Genomic DNA, 20,141 nt, shown 5'->3' on the forward strand with positions numbered 1-20,141 from the left:
GAACAATACTCAATAAAAAAGGCAAGCCAGCCCCTACTGAAGATTATTCATTGTTTTCCAGCAAGCGGGAGCAATGCACCACGACACAAAGTAAAATTAACTAAGGTTAGCGCGAGTTAGGTAAACACTTATGTAAAGAGGCCTTTAAGATGAGTGAGTATAGCACTCAAAGCTGATAGGTAAGTTTGATAACTTATTAAACCAGAACTTAAATCTTGTTACAGCTAAGCAAGTTTGGACAGCACAGGAGAGGCAAGCTATTTAAGCGCAGATGAAACTTGGATGTCCTCGCTCTGGTCATCGATTTGTATTCCCGCCGTGTCGTTGCTGGGCATATTGATAAACGCATGACGATTGACTTGGAGTTTCATCGTGATACAGACTCACAATATACCAGTAAACGTTTTCGATACCGACTCGCTAGTGATGGGGCGAGGACAATTCACAATAGCAAAGGGGGGCCCTTATTTGAAAGAGCCCTGCTAGAGAGCGAACACCAAGTCTTGCTTATTCAGACCATTCATCAACTATCCTTTTCTGGTAATAATCAATCCCCTGCTGACTAAATTCAGGCTTTCTGGCGATCCATTAATATGCGCTTGCTCATCGATAGAAGTACTTAAATACACTGACACGGTTCGCTTAGTTTTGCTGCCGCGAGCCAGTAGCTGGGGGCTTCGGTACAATTAACGGTGTGTTGGTCACCGGGTCGGCGATGATCACCGAATCGAGTTCAAACACCTCTTGTATCAGTTGGCTTGTAATAAGTTCGCTAGGCGGCCCCTCGGCGACAAGCTTACCCGCTTTCATCACAATTAAGTTATCGGCGTAGCGGCAAGCCTGATTTAAATCATGTAAAACCGCTACAATCGTATGTTTACCATCCACATTTAAGCGTTTGAATAATTCAAGCAGCTCCAATTGATGGGCAATATCGAGGTAGGTTGTCGGTTCGTCTAACAGTAAAATAGGAGCTTGTTGAGCCAACAACATGGCAATCCACACCCGTTGTCGCTGGCCACCGGATAATGAATCTACCATTTGTTGTGACAGCTCAGTGGTTTCGGTCATCTGAAGCGCATTTTTCACTGCATTTTCATCAGCTTGCGTCCATTGACGAAAAGCCCCTTGATGTGGGTAACGGCCACGCGCCACCAGTTCTGCGACCTTTATGCCTTCAGGTGAAATGGCGCTTTGTGGCAGCAAGCTAAGCTGCTTAGCCACTTGGCGGGTGGCTAAATGCTGGATCGACTGGCCATTTAGCAATACCTTGCCAGACTTAGGTTTAAGCAAACGACACAAACTTTTCAACAGGGTTGATTTACCACAACCATTAGGGCCAATAATAACGCTAAACTTTTCACGTGGAATGCTTAAATTGAGTCCATTCAACACCCTGTTTTGCTCATAAGCGAGATATAGATCTTCAAGCTGCAAGGCCATAGTCGAGTCCTTGTGACCCTGTTTTTCACACCACATAAAACACCTTTATCAAACATCGGGAACTCAGCCCTAGCCTCTCATCCCAATAAGGGCAAAGCTTGAAAGCGAGCCTTAGCGCATTCTGCTGAGTAAGCATAATAGATACATCCCCCCCACGATGCCGGTGACTCGGCCGATTGGTAAGTTCAAGGAGACGGGAATCACTTGGGTCAGCAGATCAGCGAACAATAGGAGCAATGCGCCCATTAAGCCGGAGTTGAACAGCGATAATTGCGCGTTATTTTTCAGCCGATTCACCAATTGTGGGGCCGCCAGCGCAATAAACGCGATTGGTCCGGTTGCGCCGGTGGCCAAGGCCGCTAAGACCACCGCCAACAAAGTCATCACCAGCCGAACCTTCTCAACCTCTATCCCCAGCGACTTAGCTCGCTCATCCCCCAAGTCCGAATACAGCAGCGGTTTGAATACGAGCTGAATCACGCTCAGTGAAATCACCAGACCCACAGCGAGTGGCAATACATGATTCCAAGTTCTGGCATGCAGCGATCCGGCCAACCAAAAATTAGCTGTGACGGCATTATCAAGGTTGCCAATCACTAATAATAAGCCATTCAATGCGGTGAATATCGCTCCTAAACCAATACCATTTAAGATCAGTTTATTGCGTTCAATTCGCCCAGCTTTGTAGGATAAAAGCAGTACCAGTAGCGCCGTCACGATCCCGCCAACAATAGCACTGATTGAGATTTGCAGCGCGCCGCCACCCAATAAGATGATCTGCATTAAGGCTCCGCTGGCTGCTCCCGAAGTGAAACCGATAATATCAGGAGAACCAAGCGGGTTACGCGATATGCTTTGGAAGATAGCGCCAGAGATCCCCAACGCGGCCCCCGACAACAGTGCGGTCAATATACGCGGCAAGCGAATATCCAGTAAGATATGTTGCTTAAAGCCTGCCTCTTGCTGCTGAATAGACCACAATATCTCAAGCGCCTCACTCAAGCTTATCGGTAATTTGCCCACAGTGAGGGCATAACCACTCAATAATACTAACAGCATGACCATCACAGCGGCGAGCAAGCAGGCTTGTAAATTAAGGGTGATAGCGTAGCGGCGATAACGTGCAACAACCAAGTGGTTTGAAAAACAAACTTTGTTCACGGTGATGGTTTTCATCTTCTCACCAATAGCAGAAAAAACGGCCCACCCAGCAAGGCAACCATCACCCCAGCGCTAATCTCGTTTGGATGACCGATAATACGCCCTAAGATATCCGCGCCTAATAGCAAAATGGCCGAGACCAGCATCGAAAATGGCAGTAGCTTTCGATGCTCTGTTCCAATCATTAATTTGGCGATATGAGGAGCAGTAAGGCCTAAAAAGCTAATCGGGCCAACCGCCGCAGTAGCGGAGCCCGCCAAAATCATAATCACCACACAAGCCGCCCCCCACAATAACTTGGTATTCACCCCTAGGCTTGCACCTAATTGCTCGCCAAGCACCACCGAATCTAGGGGCTTGGCTAATAAATAGGCGAGCACTAAGCCAAGCGATACACACAAACTGACTGGTTTTAATACCTCGTAAGTTCTTCCTTGAAGAGAACCTACAATCCAGTGACGAAATTGATTAAACACTTCTTGGTGACTATTTAGGGTAATTAAATTGGTGATGCCCAGCAGTACGATGGTTAATGCAGTACCTGCCAGAACAAACCTCACCGAATCTAAAGCGTTACCACGTCCAGCCAATAGATAAACCAGCAAACCCGTTAAGCCTGCCCCGGCAAAACCAAACCAAAGATAGCGATCAACATCCGCCACTCCAAAAAAAGCAATCGCCACCACGATCATCGCCATTGCGCCAGCATTAATACCTAATATGCCTGGGTCGGCTAAAGGGTTGCGGGTTAAACCTTGAATAATCACCCCTGATACGCCCAATGCCGCCCCAACCAGCACCGCCAAAAGAGTGCGAGGAATACGTAAATAATGAACAATCAAATGCAGCGTATTATTGCTATCAAAATCGAAGATCGCTTGCAGCGTTACGGGATAAGAAATCTCTCTTGGGCCGATAAATAAGCTCATCAGCATTAATAACAACAGTAGTACTACCAGCCAAATAAATTTATACACAGAATCTCACAATCTCTTATAGTCAGTCGCCAGGCCTAATAAAATTTAGACAGAACAATAAATAAGCCATTATTTTTTAAAGTAACTTAGCATTTGTTCAATAATTTCATTGGCACTGAATAGATCAATACGAAACGAGTGCTCACCCAAGCCATAGACTTGCTGGTTTTTTACAGAAGGCAGGTTTTTTAAGATGATGTTATGCATAAAGTCGTCGGCACGAGTTGAAGACGCAGCCAATAAGAAGGTGGTTTCCCCTGTCAAGTAGCTTAGGTTTTCAAAATTAGTCCGCATGAAGTCTTTATGCGAGATAGGCCCAGCCTGCCATTGAGCCGCCAGCTCTTCAATTTCAAAGCCCAGGGATTTTAACAATCGAGAATGTGCTCCATCTTCTCTTGCCACCGCGTTAACGACCCCGGCACCGTGATAACTTACAATATTGGCTTTACCGTGGGGTAAGTCCATGGCTTGGCGCGCCTCTTGTACACGAACATTGAATGCGGCAATGGTTTGTTCGGCTTGTTGTTCATAACCGGCGGCCTGCCCTAATTTAAGCGCTATTTCTTGCCAAGATTGAGTACTGTAGTCCAGCACAATGGTGGGAGCGATCGTCCTAAGTTCAGTCAATTGGTCGATCACCGAATCGGCGCCAGTGCTGGAGACGACGATGAGATCGGGTTGCGCTAAATATACCGCCTCTAAATCCACACTACCGGCAGACCAAAGCTTGTTCACCGCCCGACTTTTTGCCACCGACTGCCATTGCTCAAAAAAACGTCCTGAATTATCTGCCGCGCTGGCAATCACCGGTGCATTTATCGCTAACAAGGAACCGGTAATAGTCACCGAGGTAGACAAGATGCGTTGTGCGGGTTGGTTAAGCTGGGTAACACTGCCGTCGGCATTAGAAATACGCCTAGGCCAAGACTGACCATGAGCGGGCAACCAGACAAACCACGCCAATACCAAAGGCAGTACTAACTTTCTCATTACAATTCCGTTTCCATCATGCTGTTATCTCAATTATAACAATCTATTAAATAGCAAAACTAAAAGAGCAGAAAGCAGCGAATTGCGTCAAACCGCCCTCCAGTAAGCGCTTTATCAATCCGTTAAACCTGCATCAATAGTCGACGGCAGATCGTCCGCGACCGTTGGTGCCTCTGCAGGCGCATAAGGGATATGATAAAGCTGTTTATCAGAAAACAACTTTAGTTGCTTAGTGCGACCGATAGATTCAATTCCATCACGCTGACCATGGCTTAACAATACATAGGGAACCACCTGCTGATCGCGCCAAAATACGCATTGAATATAGGCCGAACCAAATAGAATATAAGGGAAACCTTGTTGGCTCAGAGGGGCTGGCATCTCGCCATTCAAAACGCCTTCTTGGTAACAACCACCATGCATGGCAATACGCTGCTGATCTGCGGTTTGATACAACACCTCCCCCCACGCTACATCGAGGGCAAACCCCAGCGTCGTTATCTCCATCACCGCAGCCTCTAAGGCATCGATAATTTGATGCCTACTCTCTGGAGTAATCCGCATTTGCGAACCGAGTTCAGGATTACCACAAGGGCTGATGCTTAGTAGCTCTAAGGCCACTATTCGCAGCCAAAACTGATGGAACAACAATGCCCCCTTGCTGTCTGCATTATTTCGCCTATCCCATGAAGATAAGACCTTAAAAGCTAACTTCGCCTCGGCGGAACATTCTTCATTCGCCAAGGCTAACAGCGCATCGAGGAAGGTTTCAGCAGCATAATTACGGTTATCAAAGATCACTTGTAAGGCGCTTTCGGCAGTAATATTACCCGCCTTAATAAGCTCTTTCATGCGACGCGCCGACATAATTAATCGAGGGTCATAACTTAGCCCAGCGGCGTACTTTCGGTCAGCCTGAAGCAACCGTTTGTGTTGACCAAATACCGACGGGTAGTCCACTTGCTCCAGACCATATTCGGTGTATTTATAACTATTATTAGTATTGTGCAGAATGCCACGTGAAATAATCTTGGGAAAAAACTCAACCGGTGCCTGTAATGGGCGTTGCAGCTCGTCACGAAACGATGCCTCACTGCGGCTACCATCTAAAACATTAAAAGCCAGTGACTTCTCACCAAGATGATACTGTTGCATGAGCTCATCGCTAATTGGCAATACGTTACCCGCTACCGTGTAGGCAACATCGCCATGCCTATCGGCAATCAGTAACTGTGACAAAATGCCACGATGCTGCTCAATCGCGCGAACAAATTCGCGAGTAGACGAGCTGCGAGCTGCCGCCAAAAACTGGTCTAAGCCACGCGCATTGGCTTCTCCGGCATTGGTGATGGCATACCACCCTGCCGGCCGCGCTCTGCTGGCAGGTAACTTATATAATAAACCTAGCTCTGACTTAAAAAAATCATAGTGTCGAGTCGCTAATACTCCGCTTTCTTCTAAAACCTCAATAGAGACAGTTTGCCGCTCTAAGGGCTTCCTTACGCCATCCATCACATAGCTAGCCGCTTGCTGATTAATCTCTACATCCATGGCCTGAAAAACAAAGGCGGTCACTGCGGCCGCATCTAAAATGGTCCAGGACACATTGGCGTTATACCCAGTCATCGGTATTGGAAAACCTAAAAATGACGCCCCCGCTACGTCAATTTCACCAGGTATAGTGAGATGATATTGATGCATGTAAATACGTATCTGGTGGGGGCTACGTTTCCATGCTGAATGTGGGTTCCCCACCAGTAAACCGCCATTTCCTGCAACAACATCTCCGCCATAAGCCCAAGCATTGCTGCCAAATCCACCTTCAACCTTAACCGGTTTGGAGTGAGCAGAGTTCTGAGCGATAGGCTGTTGCTTGCAGGTTGAAGCCAATAGCGCGGGGCCAATTTCAACCAACTCTTTCATCACCCCAAAGCGCATGGTTGAACGGATCACATCTGCCAGTTCAAAACTCACCATTGGCTCTTGTTTAAACAACTCGCGCCGCTGAACTTGATCAAGCGATTCTGCGTAATAATTTAAACCCGCAACATAGCCGCCAATATAATCTAAGCTACGTGGATCCAGCGAGTCTAGTGCTTGCTGTACCCAGTTATCGGGCATCCGTATCCTATACATTAAATCGGAGTTTAAATTACTGGTTTTTAGAAAACCTATGGTGGCGATCTGTTCGGCACCAAAGTACTTAGAACGCTCACCACGCAATGCTATCACCTGTCCAGAGAGCTCGCACAAACGGTCTAAGGCATGGGCGTAACCATAACCAAAACCCAGGCTTTTATAATCTTTCGCTTTGATATGAGGAACACCTTCGTCAGACCATTGGATCTCAACAAGATTGCCATTTTGCTGATCACGAAAAACCATGCTCTGACGGGCTTCCGTTAGCAATTCAAATGCACTCATTACTCTTCATTGTCCTTCTATTTAGCGAAGTAAAAGCACTCAGGTTTAGCGCTATACTTGGCAAAATAACTATATGATTCGGCATGCTTTGGCGATGTTGCTCGCGCCGGTTTGGCACTCACAACATCACAACTCGCATTACCATTGATATGCCAGGTCTATTCCAAAGGTTCTGGTTTGGCCCACTGCTGCCCAGCCATCACTGCGAACGTAGGTCACCACCGCTTCGTTACTGATGTTTTTGATGTAAGCGTCAATCGAGAAATCACCTAGCAGATAATTAAGCCGAGCATTACCAGTAATGTAATCACCGGCCTTATGCGCTTCTGCGTTTTCCAGATCCGAGTAATATGAGCCGACGTAGCTAACATCCCCGCCAAAAGACAAGGCTTCACTTAAGTAGTAAATAAAATTGGCAGCAATATTTACCTTCGGCGCATTTGGTAACTCCGCACCAGCATAGGCGGTATCATCACTGCGAATCTCACTTTTCAGCAAACCTAAAGAGCTTTGTAGCAGCAAATCATTACTTGGCCACAAAGTAGCTTCTAGTTCTGCACCATAGGTATGAGAGTCATCGATATTTCTAAAATACCCACCTTTATCAAGTGCCTGATACCCAGAATAATCATTATAGAAAAGCGTGGTGGTGAGCTCCGCTGCGCCAAAACGACTCTTTAATGCAGCTTCATAGCTTACGACCGACTCTTCTTCATACTCGTAGTACTCATACTCGGTCCAGTTATAGGCATAACCGCCACCGTTGTATCCTTGGCGAATGGACGCGCTTAGGGTATGACTTGCATTTAAGTCGTAAATCGCACCAAATTTTGGCAGCAGGATAGAGTTACTGGTATCTGAACCTTCGGTGTTATAGGAAAGTAGCGAGTAATTCTTTTCATTTTCTACTCGCGCCCCGGCGATGAGCTTAAGCTGGGGATGAATACGGTAGGCACCTTCACCATAAATAGCGGCGGTGGTCACCTCGCCTTGGCGCGTGTAATAATTGGAAACTGCGGTATCAGTTTTCGCCTTCGCGTAATACAGTCCAAGCACACCTGAATAATCGACCGCCGGATTTTGGTACATCAACCTATTTTCAAAACTAAACAGATCCGTTTTCGAAGAAACATCTAGTGCACTGGCGTGTTGTTCAAACGACACTTCGCTGCTCCCCAAATTAATATGTAGAGAGTTGTTGAGACTATCGGTCAATGCGTAATCAATGTCGGAGGAAATAGAGCGATTGTAGGAGTCTTGTAAACGAACGAAGGAGCGCCCCGCATTCGAAAGCGTATAGGTCTGAGTTGTATAAGCACTATCTACATCATTTGCCCAGTTGGAGTACTCGCCTTCATGAACTTGATTAAGCGCGGTAAATTTTACGCTCAACTTTGGTAAGGCCTTGGGCTGCCATAGTAATTTTAAGCGCGCATTTAGATTCTCCGAATATGACAAATCAGGTGAGTCATCTAACTCCGTGCTGTCTTGGGCATAGTTAATGTAACCGTCCCCTGCCTGACCATCGAGCGCAATCCGAAAGGCGAGCTCATCTTCAATCAACGGGCCCGAGCTCATAAACGCCAAATTTGATTTTAGGTTACCGTTCTCATAAGTTTCGGCACCAAGACGCACTGCGCCTTCCCAGTGTTGGGTTGGGTCATTACTTACCACAACCAGAGCACCACCTATCGCATTGGTGCCTTGAGTCGTTGACTGCGGACCTCGATAAACCTCGACTTGGCGTACATCCCATAATTTACTCGGCATAAAATCAACACCAAACCAAGCTTGGGTATTCCCATCTACAATGGTCGATATTCGAGTTCGCGCCCCGTTATAAAAGGTATAACCACCGGTCGCGGCTCCGGCACCATCAATACCACGAATACTAATCGTGCCAAAACCTGACTCTGTTACGTTCGGCACGGTGGTCACAATATCGTTAACTTTTGCATGCTCCGAACTAGTAAAGTCTTCTGCACTAATCACACTGACAGCAGAGGTCGTATCCTTCAGGTTTTTATCAATTTTCTCACCCACCACCACTATCGTCTCTAACTTTGTCTCCTCATCATTTGCCCAAGCGGGTACGACTACCGCCATACTCACTTGACCAATTGCGGCGATAACTGCCACGGTTAACCGACTCAACTTCATCGAGTATTCCATTACCATTCTCCAAGAGATATTACTTAATCCACCACAAACCGCAATGATAACCATTACCATTTAATGCAGCTATTCTAAAAACACTGGCTAAGCTATTCTTCTGAATTTGTGCTGTTTTGTGAATGAAATGGAATATAAGCAAGCAAAGTTAAAGCACTACTCACCGGGTTCTAGTAGAAATTGATAGTTCGATGACTTATCAGAGCAAGTCGCTCAGATAAAAGAAGCGCTACCTTTGAGGCGATGGCTTAGAGCAGGAGTGAACAAACAGTGGGAGCAGCATTTGCAATGCTTGGCATGGCGCGTTAACCAAGCGCTACCTTAAGCAGTGGGCGATTCAACTATTTTATCGGAATATTAATATCAACTTCAAAATAGTCATGACTAGGCTCAGCCAGTTTATAGGAATCAAACCTGACTCGACGGTCCAAAACTAAACCACTTTTAGGAAACCACACATATAAAAAGCCCTTATATTCCTTAATCATTTCACTTTCACTCCCTTTAAAATGATAAGAACAATAACGGCCACCTTTTATTAGCTTGGTATTAGCGCGGGTTTTTATAGCATCGGTGAGTTGGTCGACCTTAAGGCATAAGTCAAAAATACAACGATCACCATCAGTGATATTCGGGTCGTTATAGCACACTTCAATAAGCTGAGAGTCGTCCTTAAAATAGTCACGATACTCTTCAATAAAATCAGGCCACAGCACGCCCATGTCGTTATAGTTACCGATGTAGCGCTTATAAATAACCAAGTTACTGTCAAACTCAGTCACCCTCACCTTGTCAGCATAAAAGCTGGGATTTTCATAGAAAAAGGGCTGACTGAGCGGGCTCTGTAAGTTGTTATTTTTGTATTTTTCCAAACGCCTGAATTGGGTCGGTGAGATGCCATGATGCTTAGAGAATGCCGAGCTGTAATTGGATGAACTATAACCGTAATTCATGCCCACTTCGGTAATGCTGTTTTTCATGTTCATGCCAAGAACAATCGCGCTCTCCTCCATTTTCATTTTTTTAATCATCGCATAGACACTATCGCCAGTTTCCTCCTTGAATAAACGAGTGAAATGGAACTTCGACAAATGGCAATAGCGCGCTACATCTTCTACTTTTAATTCGTTTTCAAGGTTATCAACGATGTAATCTATTCCTTTATTTACATATTTGTTTTTAATCTCCACCGACTCTCCAAGAAAACTGTCTATTAAACGACGACACACGCGATTAGTAACTTAGCCATAAATATACCGCTAGCAACAAATAGAAAGAAGCGTTTCTTTGTAAGAGTATAAAAATGGGGATGCCCTGATTTTCAATATCATTAAAGGTCTTGCAAAGATTACTTCCAATAAAACCTATAACGACTCATTGAAGTTGTCAGTCGGGCGCTTGGTTAGTGCCTGACTGACGGTGTTGCTCTTTGTTTATAACGTTATTTGTCATATACAGGCCAATGCTGCAGTCCCACCCTTTAATTAAAGTTTATCGAGTAGCGCAATAATTTCACTCGGCTCTTGACGCTTGGTGTAGTCCGCATCAACAAAGGCGCTAACAATGGCTTTGTCTGGAGTAACGACAAAGGTGGCAGCCAAAGGCAAATCAAATTGCCCCTTCCCGTTGTGACCTTCCACATCGATACCAAAACCTGAATAGATAGTACGTAGCTCTTCTGGTAAAGAGAACACCAAGCCCAACCGCTTAGCGTAGTTAGATCCAGGATCACTGAGGACTTCAAATTCTAAGGCATTCTTCTCGGCGGTTGATAGGCTTTGATCGGGTAGCTCTGGGGTAATTGCGACGAGGTTTGCACCCGCTTTTTTTAATTCGGGAAGTACAGCTTGGTAGGCTTTTAGTTCTAAGTTGCAATATGGGCACCAGCCTCCACGATAGAAGGTCATAACCAGTGGACCTTGCTCCAATAGTTGATTTAGGCTGCGTAATTGGCCTAGCTGGTTGCTTAGTTCAAACTCGGGCAGCACCTCCCCTTGCTTAGGTGCCCTGCTAGTCATACCCGATTCGTTTAGTGCTTGAGTGGCTTGGCTCATAATTAGCTGAATATTCTCGGGAACATTTTCTTTAAACTTGGCGCGGTAGTCAGCGATAGCGTTTTGTAGTTTCATGCTAGGGTCCTTACTAGGATATTGACAGTGAATAGTTAATCTTGATTCGCACTTAACTTGAACGATCATTCAATTTTATTTAAACAGAGCTTAAATGGTCATTCAAGTTTATTTTGAGCATTCATTCAAAATTGATTAAACTAAAGATTAAAATTGACAGACAGTACACCGTACCTTTGCAACGACTGTATAAACTTTGATAAAGGCCTATGGCAGTAGATGCATAATGTTGGAGAGTAAATGGCTAGAGCTAAGTTCGATCGAGACCAAGTAATTGATAATGCTATGCAGTTATTTTGGCAGCGGGGTTTTTCGGGCGGCTCGATGCAGCAGATCGTGCAAGTAACGGGGTTAAAGCCAGGGAGCATCTATTTGGCTTTTGACAGCAAAGAGGGCTTATATGCCACTTGTTTGCAGCGCTATGCCTTGCACTCTAAACAGCTCATTGATAAACAGTTACAAAGTGCAGCTGATCTTCCATTGGCGCTATGTCAACTGTTGATAAAGTTGCTTGAAGAATCATGTTGTAATGACTATTTCAGCTGCTTTCTAGTACGTACTTGGCTTGAGTTAGAAGCCGACTCTGAGCTACATCAGCTGGCAGGAAAATTGTTGAGCGAAATCGAGCAGCACTATGTTGCCTACTTGAGTCAAGTATTCTCACCAGAACAGGCGACCGCTTATGCCAATAGCCTTATGATGCATATTTTTGGCTTGCGGGTATATGGTTTTCACCAGCAGCGAGCCGCGGCGATGCGTCAATCTCTTGAATTAGGCTTGTCATGGTTGCCTTGGGGCAAGCTGCCTAATTAGCCTTAGTTATTTAGCAAAAGCGATCCCGTAAAGCGTATGGCAATTATTGGTTTGCAGTGCAGAGGGAGCAAAATGCCTTATCGTTTCTGAGCTCAGTCGAAAGCCGCCCAGCAACAAAGTCGTAAAGCCAATGAGTATAAAAAGGAGCCGAGAGTATCCTTTTAATGTTCCTAATTACTTTCGCCAGTTTTTAACTATTTTGCCGCAGCTACCATTAAGCTATAGCGAGCGCTTCTTACTATGCCAGTTAAGTATAAAATGAACTTGGCTAAACAATACATCGAGTATTCTCAAGCGCTTATTCCGTATTAGCCAAAAAGCCGCTAATATCAAAACACTATCATTAAATGCCTGATGGAGCAGCCACCACTTAATGCGCCTCTTAGCTGTTGTATTATTAGCAAGCTTTTCCAGCCTTAGCCTTCCACTCGCTGCAGGCTCCTCTCTTCCTAAGGTCCAGCAGACACCGCAAACTGTTGCTGAACAATTTCAACAAGATTATTTTAGTGCACTGGATTTAGATGACGACAAGGATTGGATCCAACTAGACTCTGGCGAAGTCATTCAAGGGGAACTAGAAGAGCTTTACCAAAAAGAAGTCCTGTTCGACAGTGATGAATTAGACGACCTAAACATTGATATTGAAGATATTCAACGACTACGCACCGCCAACTGGTTCCAAGTAAACTTGCGTGGCTTAGGCGTAGTACGTGGCCGCTTAATGGTTGACAACGATGGCGTGACCATTATTGGCAAAGACACCCATTATGCCTCACGCCAAGATGTTATATCGGTGTATCGGGTCGCTGAGCGAGAAGCAGACCGTTGGGAAAACAAAGCCACCTTAAGCGCCAATATTGCCAGCGGCAATACCAACACCTTAGAAATAAACGGCAAACTTAATAGTGAACGCAAAACCGCACTTAATCGAACAATCATCACCTACCTCGGGGTTATTTCTGAATCCAATGATGAAACCACAGCGCGAAACCACAGAGTCACCCTATCTCATGATTTATATAAACATCATGATTGGTTCTTTCGCCCTGTATTGGCTGATTTTTACCACGCGCCACTGAAAAATATAAAGCTACAAACTCAATTAGCCTCGCAAGTAGGTTACATTGCAGTGGATAATGATCGCAAAAAGTGGGAGTTGTCTATTGGTCCTTCCTGGCAGCAAACCCGATTTGAAGAAGTCACCGCTGGCAGTTCCAACAAGGAAAGTAGTATTGGTTTGTCCTTTGCTTCCAACTTTGAAATAGACATCACCGAAGACATCGAGCTTACTCACGACTATCAAGTGACCTTGGCTCAGAAAAAGACTGGCGGCTACCAACATCACAACCTACTCAACCTAGCCATTGAGATTACCGACGATCTTGATTTAGACATCGACTTCATTTGGGATTACACCGAATCTCCCACGGCAGACTCAGATGACATCACGCCCGACCCAAATGACTATCGCCTAGTGATAGGGATTGGTTTAGATTTCTAAAAAGAGCCACTTTCGAAGACAGGCTTTAAAGGGGCAGAATGAATTTATTGACTCAGTTAACATGCTTTCGCCCCCTTCTCACCAACCGCGGATACCTTCTTTTACCCGCAGGCCTGTGAACATTGTTAGTTCATTCTTAAAGCTATCACGCCTTAGCCCCGGGCTTGGAAAGGAAAATACTTAATATAAAAAAAGCCCGTAAAGCAATGCTTTACGGGCTTTAAGAAACTTTATGAGTTTCTATGGATAGCTGGCGCTATGATTACATCATGCCGCCCATTCCACCCATTCCACCCATACCGCCCATGCCACCCATATCAGGTGCACCAGCAGCTTTATCTTCAGGCTTATCAGTGATCATGCACTCAGTGGTGATCATTAAGCCTGCAATCGATGCAGCGAATTGAAGGGCACTACGAGTCACTTTAGTTGGGTCAAGAATACCCATTGCTAACATGTCACCATATTCACCAGTACCAGCATTGTAGCCGTAGTTAGCTTCACCTTCTTTCACGTTGTTACATACCACTGATGATTCATCACCTGCGTTATCAACGATTTGACGAAGTGGGGCTTCCATCGCGCGAAGCGCAACACGAATACCAACGTTTTGCTCTTCATTATCACCTTTAAGGTCAATAATTTTAGCCGCAGCTCGAACCAACGCAACACCACCACCGGCAACCACACCTTCTTCAACCGCAGCGCGAGTCGCATGTAGCGCATCTTCAACACGCGCTTTCTTCTCTTTCATTTCAACTTCAGTCGCAGCGCCCACTTTAATCACGGCAACACCGCCAGCAAGTTTAGCAACACGTTCTTGAAGTTTTTCACGGTCGTAGTCAGAAGAGGTATCTTCAATTTGTTGACGAATTTGTACAACACGTCCTTCAATCGCAGCTTCTTCACCTAAACCATCAATAATGGTGGTGTTATCTTTAGTAATCACTACACGCTTAGCGCTACCAAGATCTTCTAAAGTCGCTTTTTCAAGTTCCAAACCAACTTCTTCTGAAATCACTGTACCGTTGGTTAGGATCGCAATGTCTTGTAACATCGCTTTACGACGGTCACCAAACCCAGGGGCTTTTACTGCTGAAACTTTCACAATACCACGCATGTTGTTAACAACTAGTGTGGCTAAGGCTTCGCCTTCAACATCTTCGGCAATAATCAGTAAAGGTTTGCCCGCTTTCGCCAAAGCTTCTAACAATGGAAGTAACTCACGGATGTTAGAAATTTTCTTATCAGCCAATAAAATGTAAGGGCTATCTAGCTCTACGCTGCCATTTTCTTGGTTATTGATGAAGTAAGGAGACAGGTAACCGCGATCGAACTGCATTCCTTCAACAACGTCTAGCTCATCAGTCAGAGCTTGACCTTCTTCTACAGTAATAACGCCTTCTTTACCTACTTTTTCCATTGCTTCTGCAATGATATTACCCACGGTGGTATCAGAGTTAGCAGAGATAGTCCCAACTTGAGCAATCGCCTTAGTATCGGCACAAGGTGCAGACAAGTTTTTAAGCTCAGCCACAGCTGCAACAACAGCTTTGTCGATACCGCGCTTCAGATCCATTGGATTCATACCTGCGGCAACGGCTTTTAGGCCTTCGTTAACGATACACTGCGCAAGTACAGTTGCAGTAGTTGTTCCATCACCAGCGGCATCATTGGCTTGAGAAGCAACTTCTTTCACCATTTGAGCGCCCATGTTTTCAAACTTATCTTCTAGCTCAATTTCTTTTGCAACCGAAACACCATCTTTAGTGATAGTCGGTGCTCCAAAAGATTTGTCTAAAACAACATTACGACCTTTCGGACCTAAAGTTACTTTTACTGCGTCTGCTAGAATGTTTACGCCCGCTAACATTTTGCCGCGAGAATCATTACCAAATAATACGTCTTTAGCTGCCATGATTTTTTCCTAAAATGAGTTCTGTTTTCTCTATCGAAAAAGGGAGATTATTCTACAATTGCAAGAATGTCTGATTCAGACATAATCAATACTTCTTCACCGTCAACTTTCTCAGTTTTAGTGCCGTAGCCTTCGTTAAATATAACGGTGTCACCCACTTTTACATCTAGGGCAAGTAACTCACCATTTTCTAGCATACGACCTTTACCTACAGCGAGTATTTCGCCACGGCTTGATTTTTCTGCTGCAGATCCTGTAAGCACGATGCCACCAGCTGATTTACTTTCTTGATCTTTACGTTTGATGATAACGCGGTCATGCAACGGACGGATATTCATTGCGATCTCTCCTTTAAAAAAACAATCGTGTTTTGTTCATGTATATGTAACTCAGAGTTACAAACTTAATCTTGCAAATAAGATGGGGGTCGTTAGTTGCGCATACAAGGGGGGATAGAAAATTTTTTATTTTTTTATCGAAAAAACATAACTGAAATCAATCTGAAAACATTTTCATCGACAAGTTGTACAAAAAACGCTTGAATTTAAGCTGAAATTTGAGCAGGATCACACCGACTGGTCATACAAAACATCATTTAACACAAAACTATAACAACTTAATAACAACCAGTTCAGTTTATTAGCGTAATAACGGGAGCACTAAGCATGCAGCCAATTTATATTGCCTTCGAGCGTTTAAGCGGTTTATTTTCTAAAGAAAAAACCGTCTATGTACCTTTTCAAGGTAGCGTAGCAGAAGCGGAAGAACACCTTCGCTCCGAAGAGTTTGGTAGTTTTTTGTCAACGAGCATGGGAATGAACCCAAGAGTCGTAACCACTAAACACTAACATCGATAGCTCAACAAAGCATACTCAAAAATAAGGGCTTATAGCCCTTATTTTTTAATCATCTTTTCTTTCAAACTCACCTTCAATCACATTTCCAGACTTGTCGACGTCTTTGATATTGGCTGGCCCCGTTTCTTGTTCTTGCCCAAAGTCTGGTGATTGATTTCTCATGGTTTGCATTTTTAATAGTTGCGATTTCAAAAATCGAGCCGCCAAAGCTGCGCGTAGTGGCGGGAACAATAACAATAAACCGAAGAAATCAGTAATAAATCCCGGCATCACCAACATCACGCCAGCAACAATCAACATCAGGCCTTCAAACATTTGTTGCGCAGGCGTTTCGCCTCGCTCCATCGCCGCTCGTGCTTGGAAGGCGGTTTGTAGGCCTTGACTACGAACTAAAGAGGCTCCGACGACTGCGGTGAGGATCGTCAATCCAATCGCAGGAAGCGCTCCCATCAAACTACCCACCTTAATTAGTACAAAGATTTCAGCGTATGACAGACCCGCAAATAACAAAAAAATATATAAAAACAAGGGAGAAATCCTCTTCAAATGGCAAAGCACTAAACAATGCTTTATCTGCTAAGACTAAAATATGGGGAGCATCAGCGCAAATTTAAAGGCTGTCTGCTTGATATCGTCAGTGCTATTTATCTTGAATGATACACATTATTACGCTAAGAGATGAATACCTCGAAAAATGAACAAGCCACATTTATAAAACCAATCAGCAAAATGCAACGATTTCGAACAAAATCCTCAGCAAGCAAAAAAATCAGGGTTTGTGTTATTATTTTGTCGCAACTGAGGTCTGTCTATCATGAGTCGTAAAAAAGTACTTCCAAGACCGATGCTCTCGTAAGTATTGATTGAACGGCATACTGATTTCGGATGACCTTTATAGGGTTGTATATTGATTAGGGAGCGAGAAAAGACCTCACATGGCAAAACGAATTTTTATCATCATACTGGCATTTTACTTCAGCTCTACACTGCATGCCGAAAGTCTGCTTAATCAATTACCAGGACTCAAGCCTTCGGTGACGAGTAATGCAGAAGAATTCTTGCCCGTCGATAGTGCCTTTGCCTTTAATTTTCTAGAACAAGATGGTGGCTTGCAACTTAACTGGCAAGTGGCCCCTCACTACTATCTTTATCAGCGGCAATTTAGCGTGAAGGTCAATGATGAGCCAATCGAGCTCAGTCACTACTTACCTCAAGCACAGCCCTATGATGACCCCTATTTTGGCCAAGTGCAGATTTACCCACAGGATGTGAGCTTCACCATCCCACTCGCACAACTCGGCGATGCCTCTCGCATTGAAGTCAGTTATCAAGGCTGTGCAAAAGCCGGTTTATGTTATCCACCGCAAATCAAAGAAGCCTTTCTTAGCAATCATATCGAGCCATCCACCACAGTTCCTGTAGCGCAAGCAACGCCAAGCCCCTCCGGCCTCAAGGTAAGTGAGCCGATTAGCCAGCAATGGGTATTGGCCGAGCGACTCACCAACAACAACATTTGGTTGAATATATTACTCTTCTTTATTTTGGGACTCGGTTTAGCATTTACCCCCTGCGTTTTCCCCATGTACCCTATTTTAACTGGGATTATTGCTGGCCCGGGTAAACAACTTAGCACTCAGCGCGCTTTTCGCCTATCTTTGGCGTACGTGCAAGGCATGGCGCTCACCTTTACGAGCTTAGGTTTAGTGGTTGCCAGTGCTGGCCTACAGTTTCAAGCCGCGCTACAACATCCTGCTATTTTGGCTAGTTTAGCATTGTTATTTGTACTATTAGCCCTGTCCATGTTTGGCGTTTTTACCCTACAACTCCCCGGTCGCATCCAACAAAAACTCAACCAGCTCAGCCATCAGCAACAAGCTGGCTCTCTCTCCGGTGCTGCTATCATGGGCATGATATCGGGTTTAGTGGCGTCTCCTTGCACTGCTGCGCCCTTATCAGGGGTTCTCATTTATGTGGCACAAACAGGGGATCTCGCGCTCGGGGCTCTGATCCTTTATAGTTTAAGTCTTGGTATGGGCCTGCCCTTACTGTTACTAGGCGCCAGCAGTGGCAAATTATTACCCAAAGTCGGCGCTTGGATGGTACACGTGAAGACCTTCTTTGGAGTGATGTTATTAGCCGTAGCTATTTTGCTATTGGAACGCTTTATTCCCGAATCACTCGTTCAAGGGCTATGGCTGTTGCTGATTCTCGGGGCCAGTGGCTATTACTACCATCAAAATCGGCTGAGCCCGCTCAGCCCTTGGCAAACACTGCGCCAATTACTGCTTCTTGGTTGCATGCTGATTAGCCTATTGTGGGCCAGCCAAACTTGGTGGCATGAAGCGCCCAATATGCCACAGGGCAAATTTATTCAAGTGGCTAATTTGCAGGAAATGCAACAGCAGCTCGATTTAGCCGCGGCCCAGGCAAAACCAGTACTAGTTGATTTTTATGCTGACTGGTGCACCGCCTGTAAGGCCTTTGAAAAAGAGACTTTTAGTGATCCATTGGTCGCTGCACAGCTCAACAACATGGTATTGCTACAAGCCGATGTCACAACAACCGACGCCACTTCGATCAAATTACTCACACATTACCAAGTATTAGGCTTGCCCACTCTGCTATTATTTAATGCAAGCGGAGAAGAGCTACAGCAAGCGCGCATCACTGGATTTATGAACGCCGAAGCTTTTAATGCGCATTTACTGCTAAACGGCTTATAAATTAAGCTAAATGAGCAGCACAACAGCCCCGTAATGATCCGTAATTGCAGTGCAAGGGCTGTGGCGCTGGCGTAAACCAAAAGGCCGGCGCACAAGTAACAGGATGGTATATGCGCATAAAATTACTCCTTTTGATATGGCTATGCTGTAGCAATATTGCGCTGTCTGTCGCCACTGACAAACCAGGCATGCTACTGGTAACCGAGGAATGGGCTCCGTTTAATTACCAAGAAAATGGCAAACTGGTAGGCTTCTCTACCGAAATAGTAGCAGGCATCCTCAAGCTACTGAACGAAGACTATCAGATCCAACTGCTACCAAGCCTGAGGAGCACCCGCGTCCTTAATTCCCGTCCTCAAACCATGATGTTTTCGCTGTTTCGCACCCCCAGCAGGGAACAGCAATACAAATGGATTGGTCCACTCAGTGACGGCAGCATTTACTTCTATAAGCGCAGAGGCCATCGCATTCCTGTAGACAGTTTAGCCGACCTTAAACGCGTTAAACGTATTGCGACTCGCCATCAAGGCATCATCCCCAGTCTGTTATTAGAGCAGGGCTTCGAGAACCTTGATATGACAGCCACCAGCAGCATGCAGGTGTATCAGAAACTCCTGCTAGGGCGCGCAGATATTGCCATAAGCGATACCGACTTAGGGGTAAGCCATAACATGCGTATGCTGGCCGTCGATATGCGGCGCATCGAGAAAATACCGATTCAGGTATTTCGCTCCGACTTATATATCGCCGCTCACAAAGACCTGCCGGATAGTGAAATTCAGCGCTGGCAAGCCGCTCTGGACACCCTAAAAGCCAACGGTAGTTATCAAGCTATTTTTGATAAGTACATGCAAACAAGCTTAGCAACCTCTCGCCCCACTCAGTGACAGGCTGTATATTTATTTTGGCTGATGCCGTCAGGGGGCGGTCAGCTGCTTGCTCGAACAAACCAGGCGCGTGACAAGCAGCCCTAGCGAGCCACTCATTGGCGGAATTCAAGCGCACTATACAGCGAACCGCGAGCCAGTTAAGC

17 protein-coding genes are annotated in these 20,141 nt (G+C 45.2%); 6 read left to right on the plus strand and 11 right to left on the minus strand.

Annotation, left to right across the window (positions count from 1 at the left end; all coding sequences use genetic code 11):
• Window positions 1-278 precede the first annotated feature (278 nt).
• Window positions 279-566, plus strand: coding sequence for a hypothetical protein (locus tag ACRRSW_RS19445; RefSeq protein WP_432460203.1), 288 nt, complete (start codon window positions 279-281; stop codon window positions 564-566).
• A gap of 76 nt (window positions 567-642) precedes the next feature.
• On the opposite strand, the gene ACRRSW_RS19450 is transcribed toward ACRRSW_RS19445, so the two are convergent.
• The 8 genes from ACRRSW_RS19450 to ACRRSW_RS19485 form a co-directional block, all read right to left on the minus strand.
• A complete protein-coding gene (locus ACRRSW_RS19450) occupies window positions 643-1,443 on the minus strand; it encodes an ABC transporter ATP-binding protein (RefSeq protein WP_432460204.1) in 801 nt (266 codons plus the stop codon).
• A 111-nt stretch (window positions 1,444-1,554) separates the two neighbouring features.
• A complete protein-coding gene (locus ACRRSW_RS19455; RefSeq protein ID WP_432460205.1) occupies window positions 1,555-2,619 on the minus strand; it encodes a FecCD family ABC transporter permease in 1,065 nt (354 codons plus the stop codon).
• Window positions 2,616-3,581: a FecCD family ABC transporter permease gene (locus ACRRSW_RS19460; protein ID WP_432460206.1), complete on the minus strand. Its 966-nt coding sequence runs from the start codon at window positions 3,579-3,581 to the stop codon at window positions 2,616-2,618. Before ACRRSW_RS19460 ends, ACRRSW_RS19455 begins: the two co-directional genes overlap by 4 nt.
• A 69-nt stretch (window positions 3,582-3,650) precedes the next feature.
• Entirely contained in the window at window positions 3,651-4,571 is a 921-nt protein-coding gene (gene fepB, locus ACRRSW_RS19465; protein ID WP_432460207.1) for a Fe2+-enterobactin ABC transporter substrate-binding protein, read from the minus strand.
• A gap of 114 nt (window positions 4,572-4,685) precedes the next feature.
• Window positions 4,686-6,995, minus strand: a complete 2,310-nt coding sequence (locus ACRRSW_RS19470) for a penicillin acylase family protein (protein ID WP_432460208.1) — start codon at window positions 6,993-6,995, stop codon at window positions 4,686-4,688.
• A gap of 138 nt (window positions 6,996-7,133) precedes the next feature.
• Window positions 7,134-9,155, minus strand: a complete 2,022-nt coding sequence (locus ACRRSW_RS19475) for a TonB-dependent receptor (RefSeq protein WP_432460209.1) — start codon at window positions 9,153-9,155, stop codon at window positions 7,134-7,136.
• Between the two features lie 353 nt (window positions 9,156-9,508).
• On the minus strand, window positions 9,509-10,357 hold the full coding sequence (locus tag ACRRSW_RS19480; RefSeq protein WP_432460210.1) for an AraC family transcriptional regulator: 849 nt from the start codon (window positions 10,355-10,357) through the stop codon (window positions 9,509-9,511).
• 294 nt (window positions 10,358-10,651) lie between these two features.
• Entirely contained in the window at window positions 10,652-11,296 is a 645-nt protein-coding gene (locus tag ACRRSW_RS19485; protein WP_432460211.1) for a peroxiredoxin-like family protein, read from the minus strand.
• Window positions 11,297-11,536: 240 nt separating this feature from the next.
• On the opposite strand from ACRRSW_RS19485, the gene ACRRSW_RS19490 reads away from it, so the two are divergent.
• A complete protein-coding gene (locus tag ACRRSW_RS19490) occupies window positions 11,537-12,109 on the plus strand; it encodes a TetR/AcrR family transcriptional regulator (RefSeq protein WP_432460212.1) in 573 nt (190 codons plus the stop codon).
• 373 nt (window positions 12,110-12,482) lie between these two features.
• On the plus strand, window positions 12,483-13,610 hold the full coding sequence (locus ACRRSW_RS19495) for a DUF481 domain-containing protein (protein ID WP_432460213.1): 1,128 nt from the start codon (window positions 12,483-12,485) through the stop codon (window positions 13,608-13,610).
• 262 nt (window positions 13,611-13,872) lie between these two features.
• Here ACRRSW_RS19495 and groL read toward each other — a convergent pair whose 3' ends face one another.
• Both groL and ACRRSW_RS19505 read right to left on the minus strand, forming a co-directional pair.
• The gene (groL, locus tag ACRRSW_RS19500) at window positions 13,873-15,528 is read right to left on the minus strand and encodes a chaperonin GroEL (RefSeq protein WP_432455913.1); all 1,656 of its coding nucleotides are present in this window, start codon (window positions 15,526-15,528) and stop codon (window positions 13,873-13,875) included.
• 47 nt (window positions 15,529-15,575) lie between these two features.
• Window positions 15,576-15,866, minus strand: a complete 291-nt coding sequence (locus ACRRSW_RS19505; RefSeq protein ID WP_432455912.1) for a co-chaperone GroES — start codon at window positions 15,864-15,866, stop codon at window positions 15,576-15,578.
• 327 nt (window positions 15,867-16,193) lie between these two features.
• On the opposite strand from ACRRSW_RS19505, the gene ACRRSW_RS19510 reads away from it, so the two are divergent.
• Window positions 16,194-16,376 (plus strand): hypothetical protein, encoded by a 183-nt coding sequence (locus tag ACRRSW_RS19510; RefSeq protein WP_432460214.1) that lies wholly within the window; start codon window positions 16,194-16,196, stop codon window positions 16,374-16,376.
• Between the two features lie 54 nt (window positions 16,377-16,430).
• Here the strand turns inward: ACRRSW_RS19510 and ACRRSW_RS19515 are convergent, their stop codons facing one another.
• Window positions 16,431-16,913 carry an FxsA family protein gene (locus tag ACRRSW_RS19515; protein ID WP_432455910.1) on the minus strand — a complete coding sequence of 161 codons (483 nt, stop codon included), beginning with the start codon at window positions 16,911-16,913 and terminating at the stop codon, window positions 16,431-16,433.
• 407 nt (window positions 16,914-17,320) lie between these two features.
• On the opposite strand from ACRRSW_RS19515, the gene ACRRSW_RS19520 reads away from it, so the two are divergent.
• Together ACRRSW_RS19520 and ACRRSW_RS19525 are read left to right on the plus strand one after the other, a co-directional pair.
• Complete coding sequence (locus ACRRSW_RS19520) at window positions 17,321-19,108, plus strand: protein-disulfide reductase DsbD (protein ID WP_432460215.1); 1,788 nt, start codon at window positions 17,321-17,323, stop codon at window positions 19,106-19,108.
• 110 nt (window positions 19,109-19,218) lie between these two features.
• Window positions 19,219-19,995, plus strand: a complete 777-nt coding sequence (locus ACRRSW_RS19525) for a substrate-binding periplasmic protein (RefSeq protein ID WP_432455908.1) — start codon at window positions 19,219-19,221, stop codon at window positions 19,993-19,995.
• The last annotated feature ends 146 nt before the right edge of the window (window positions 19,996-20,141 follow it).

It is taken from the genome of Agarivorans sp. QJM3NY_25 (assembly GCF_050870875.2).
Taxonomy (GTDB): Bacteria; Pseudomonadota; Gammaproteobacteria; order Enterobacterales; family Celerinatantimonadaceae; genus Agarivorans.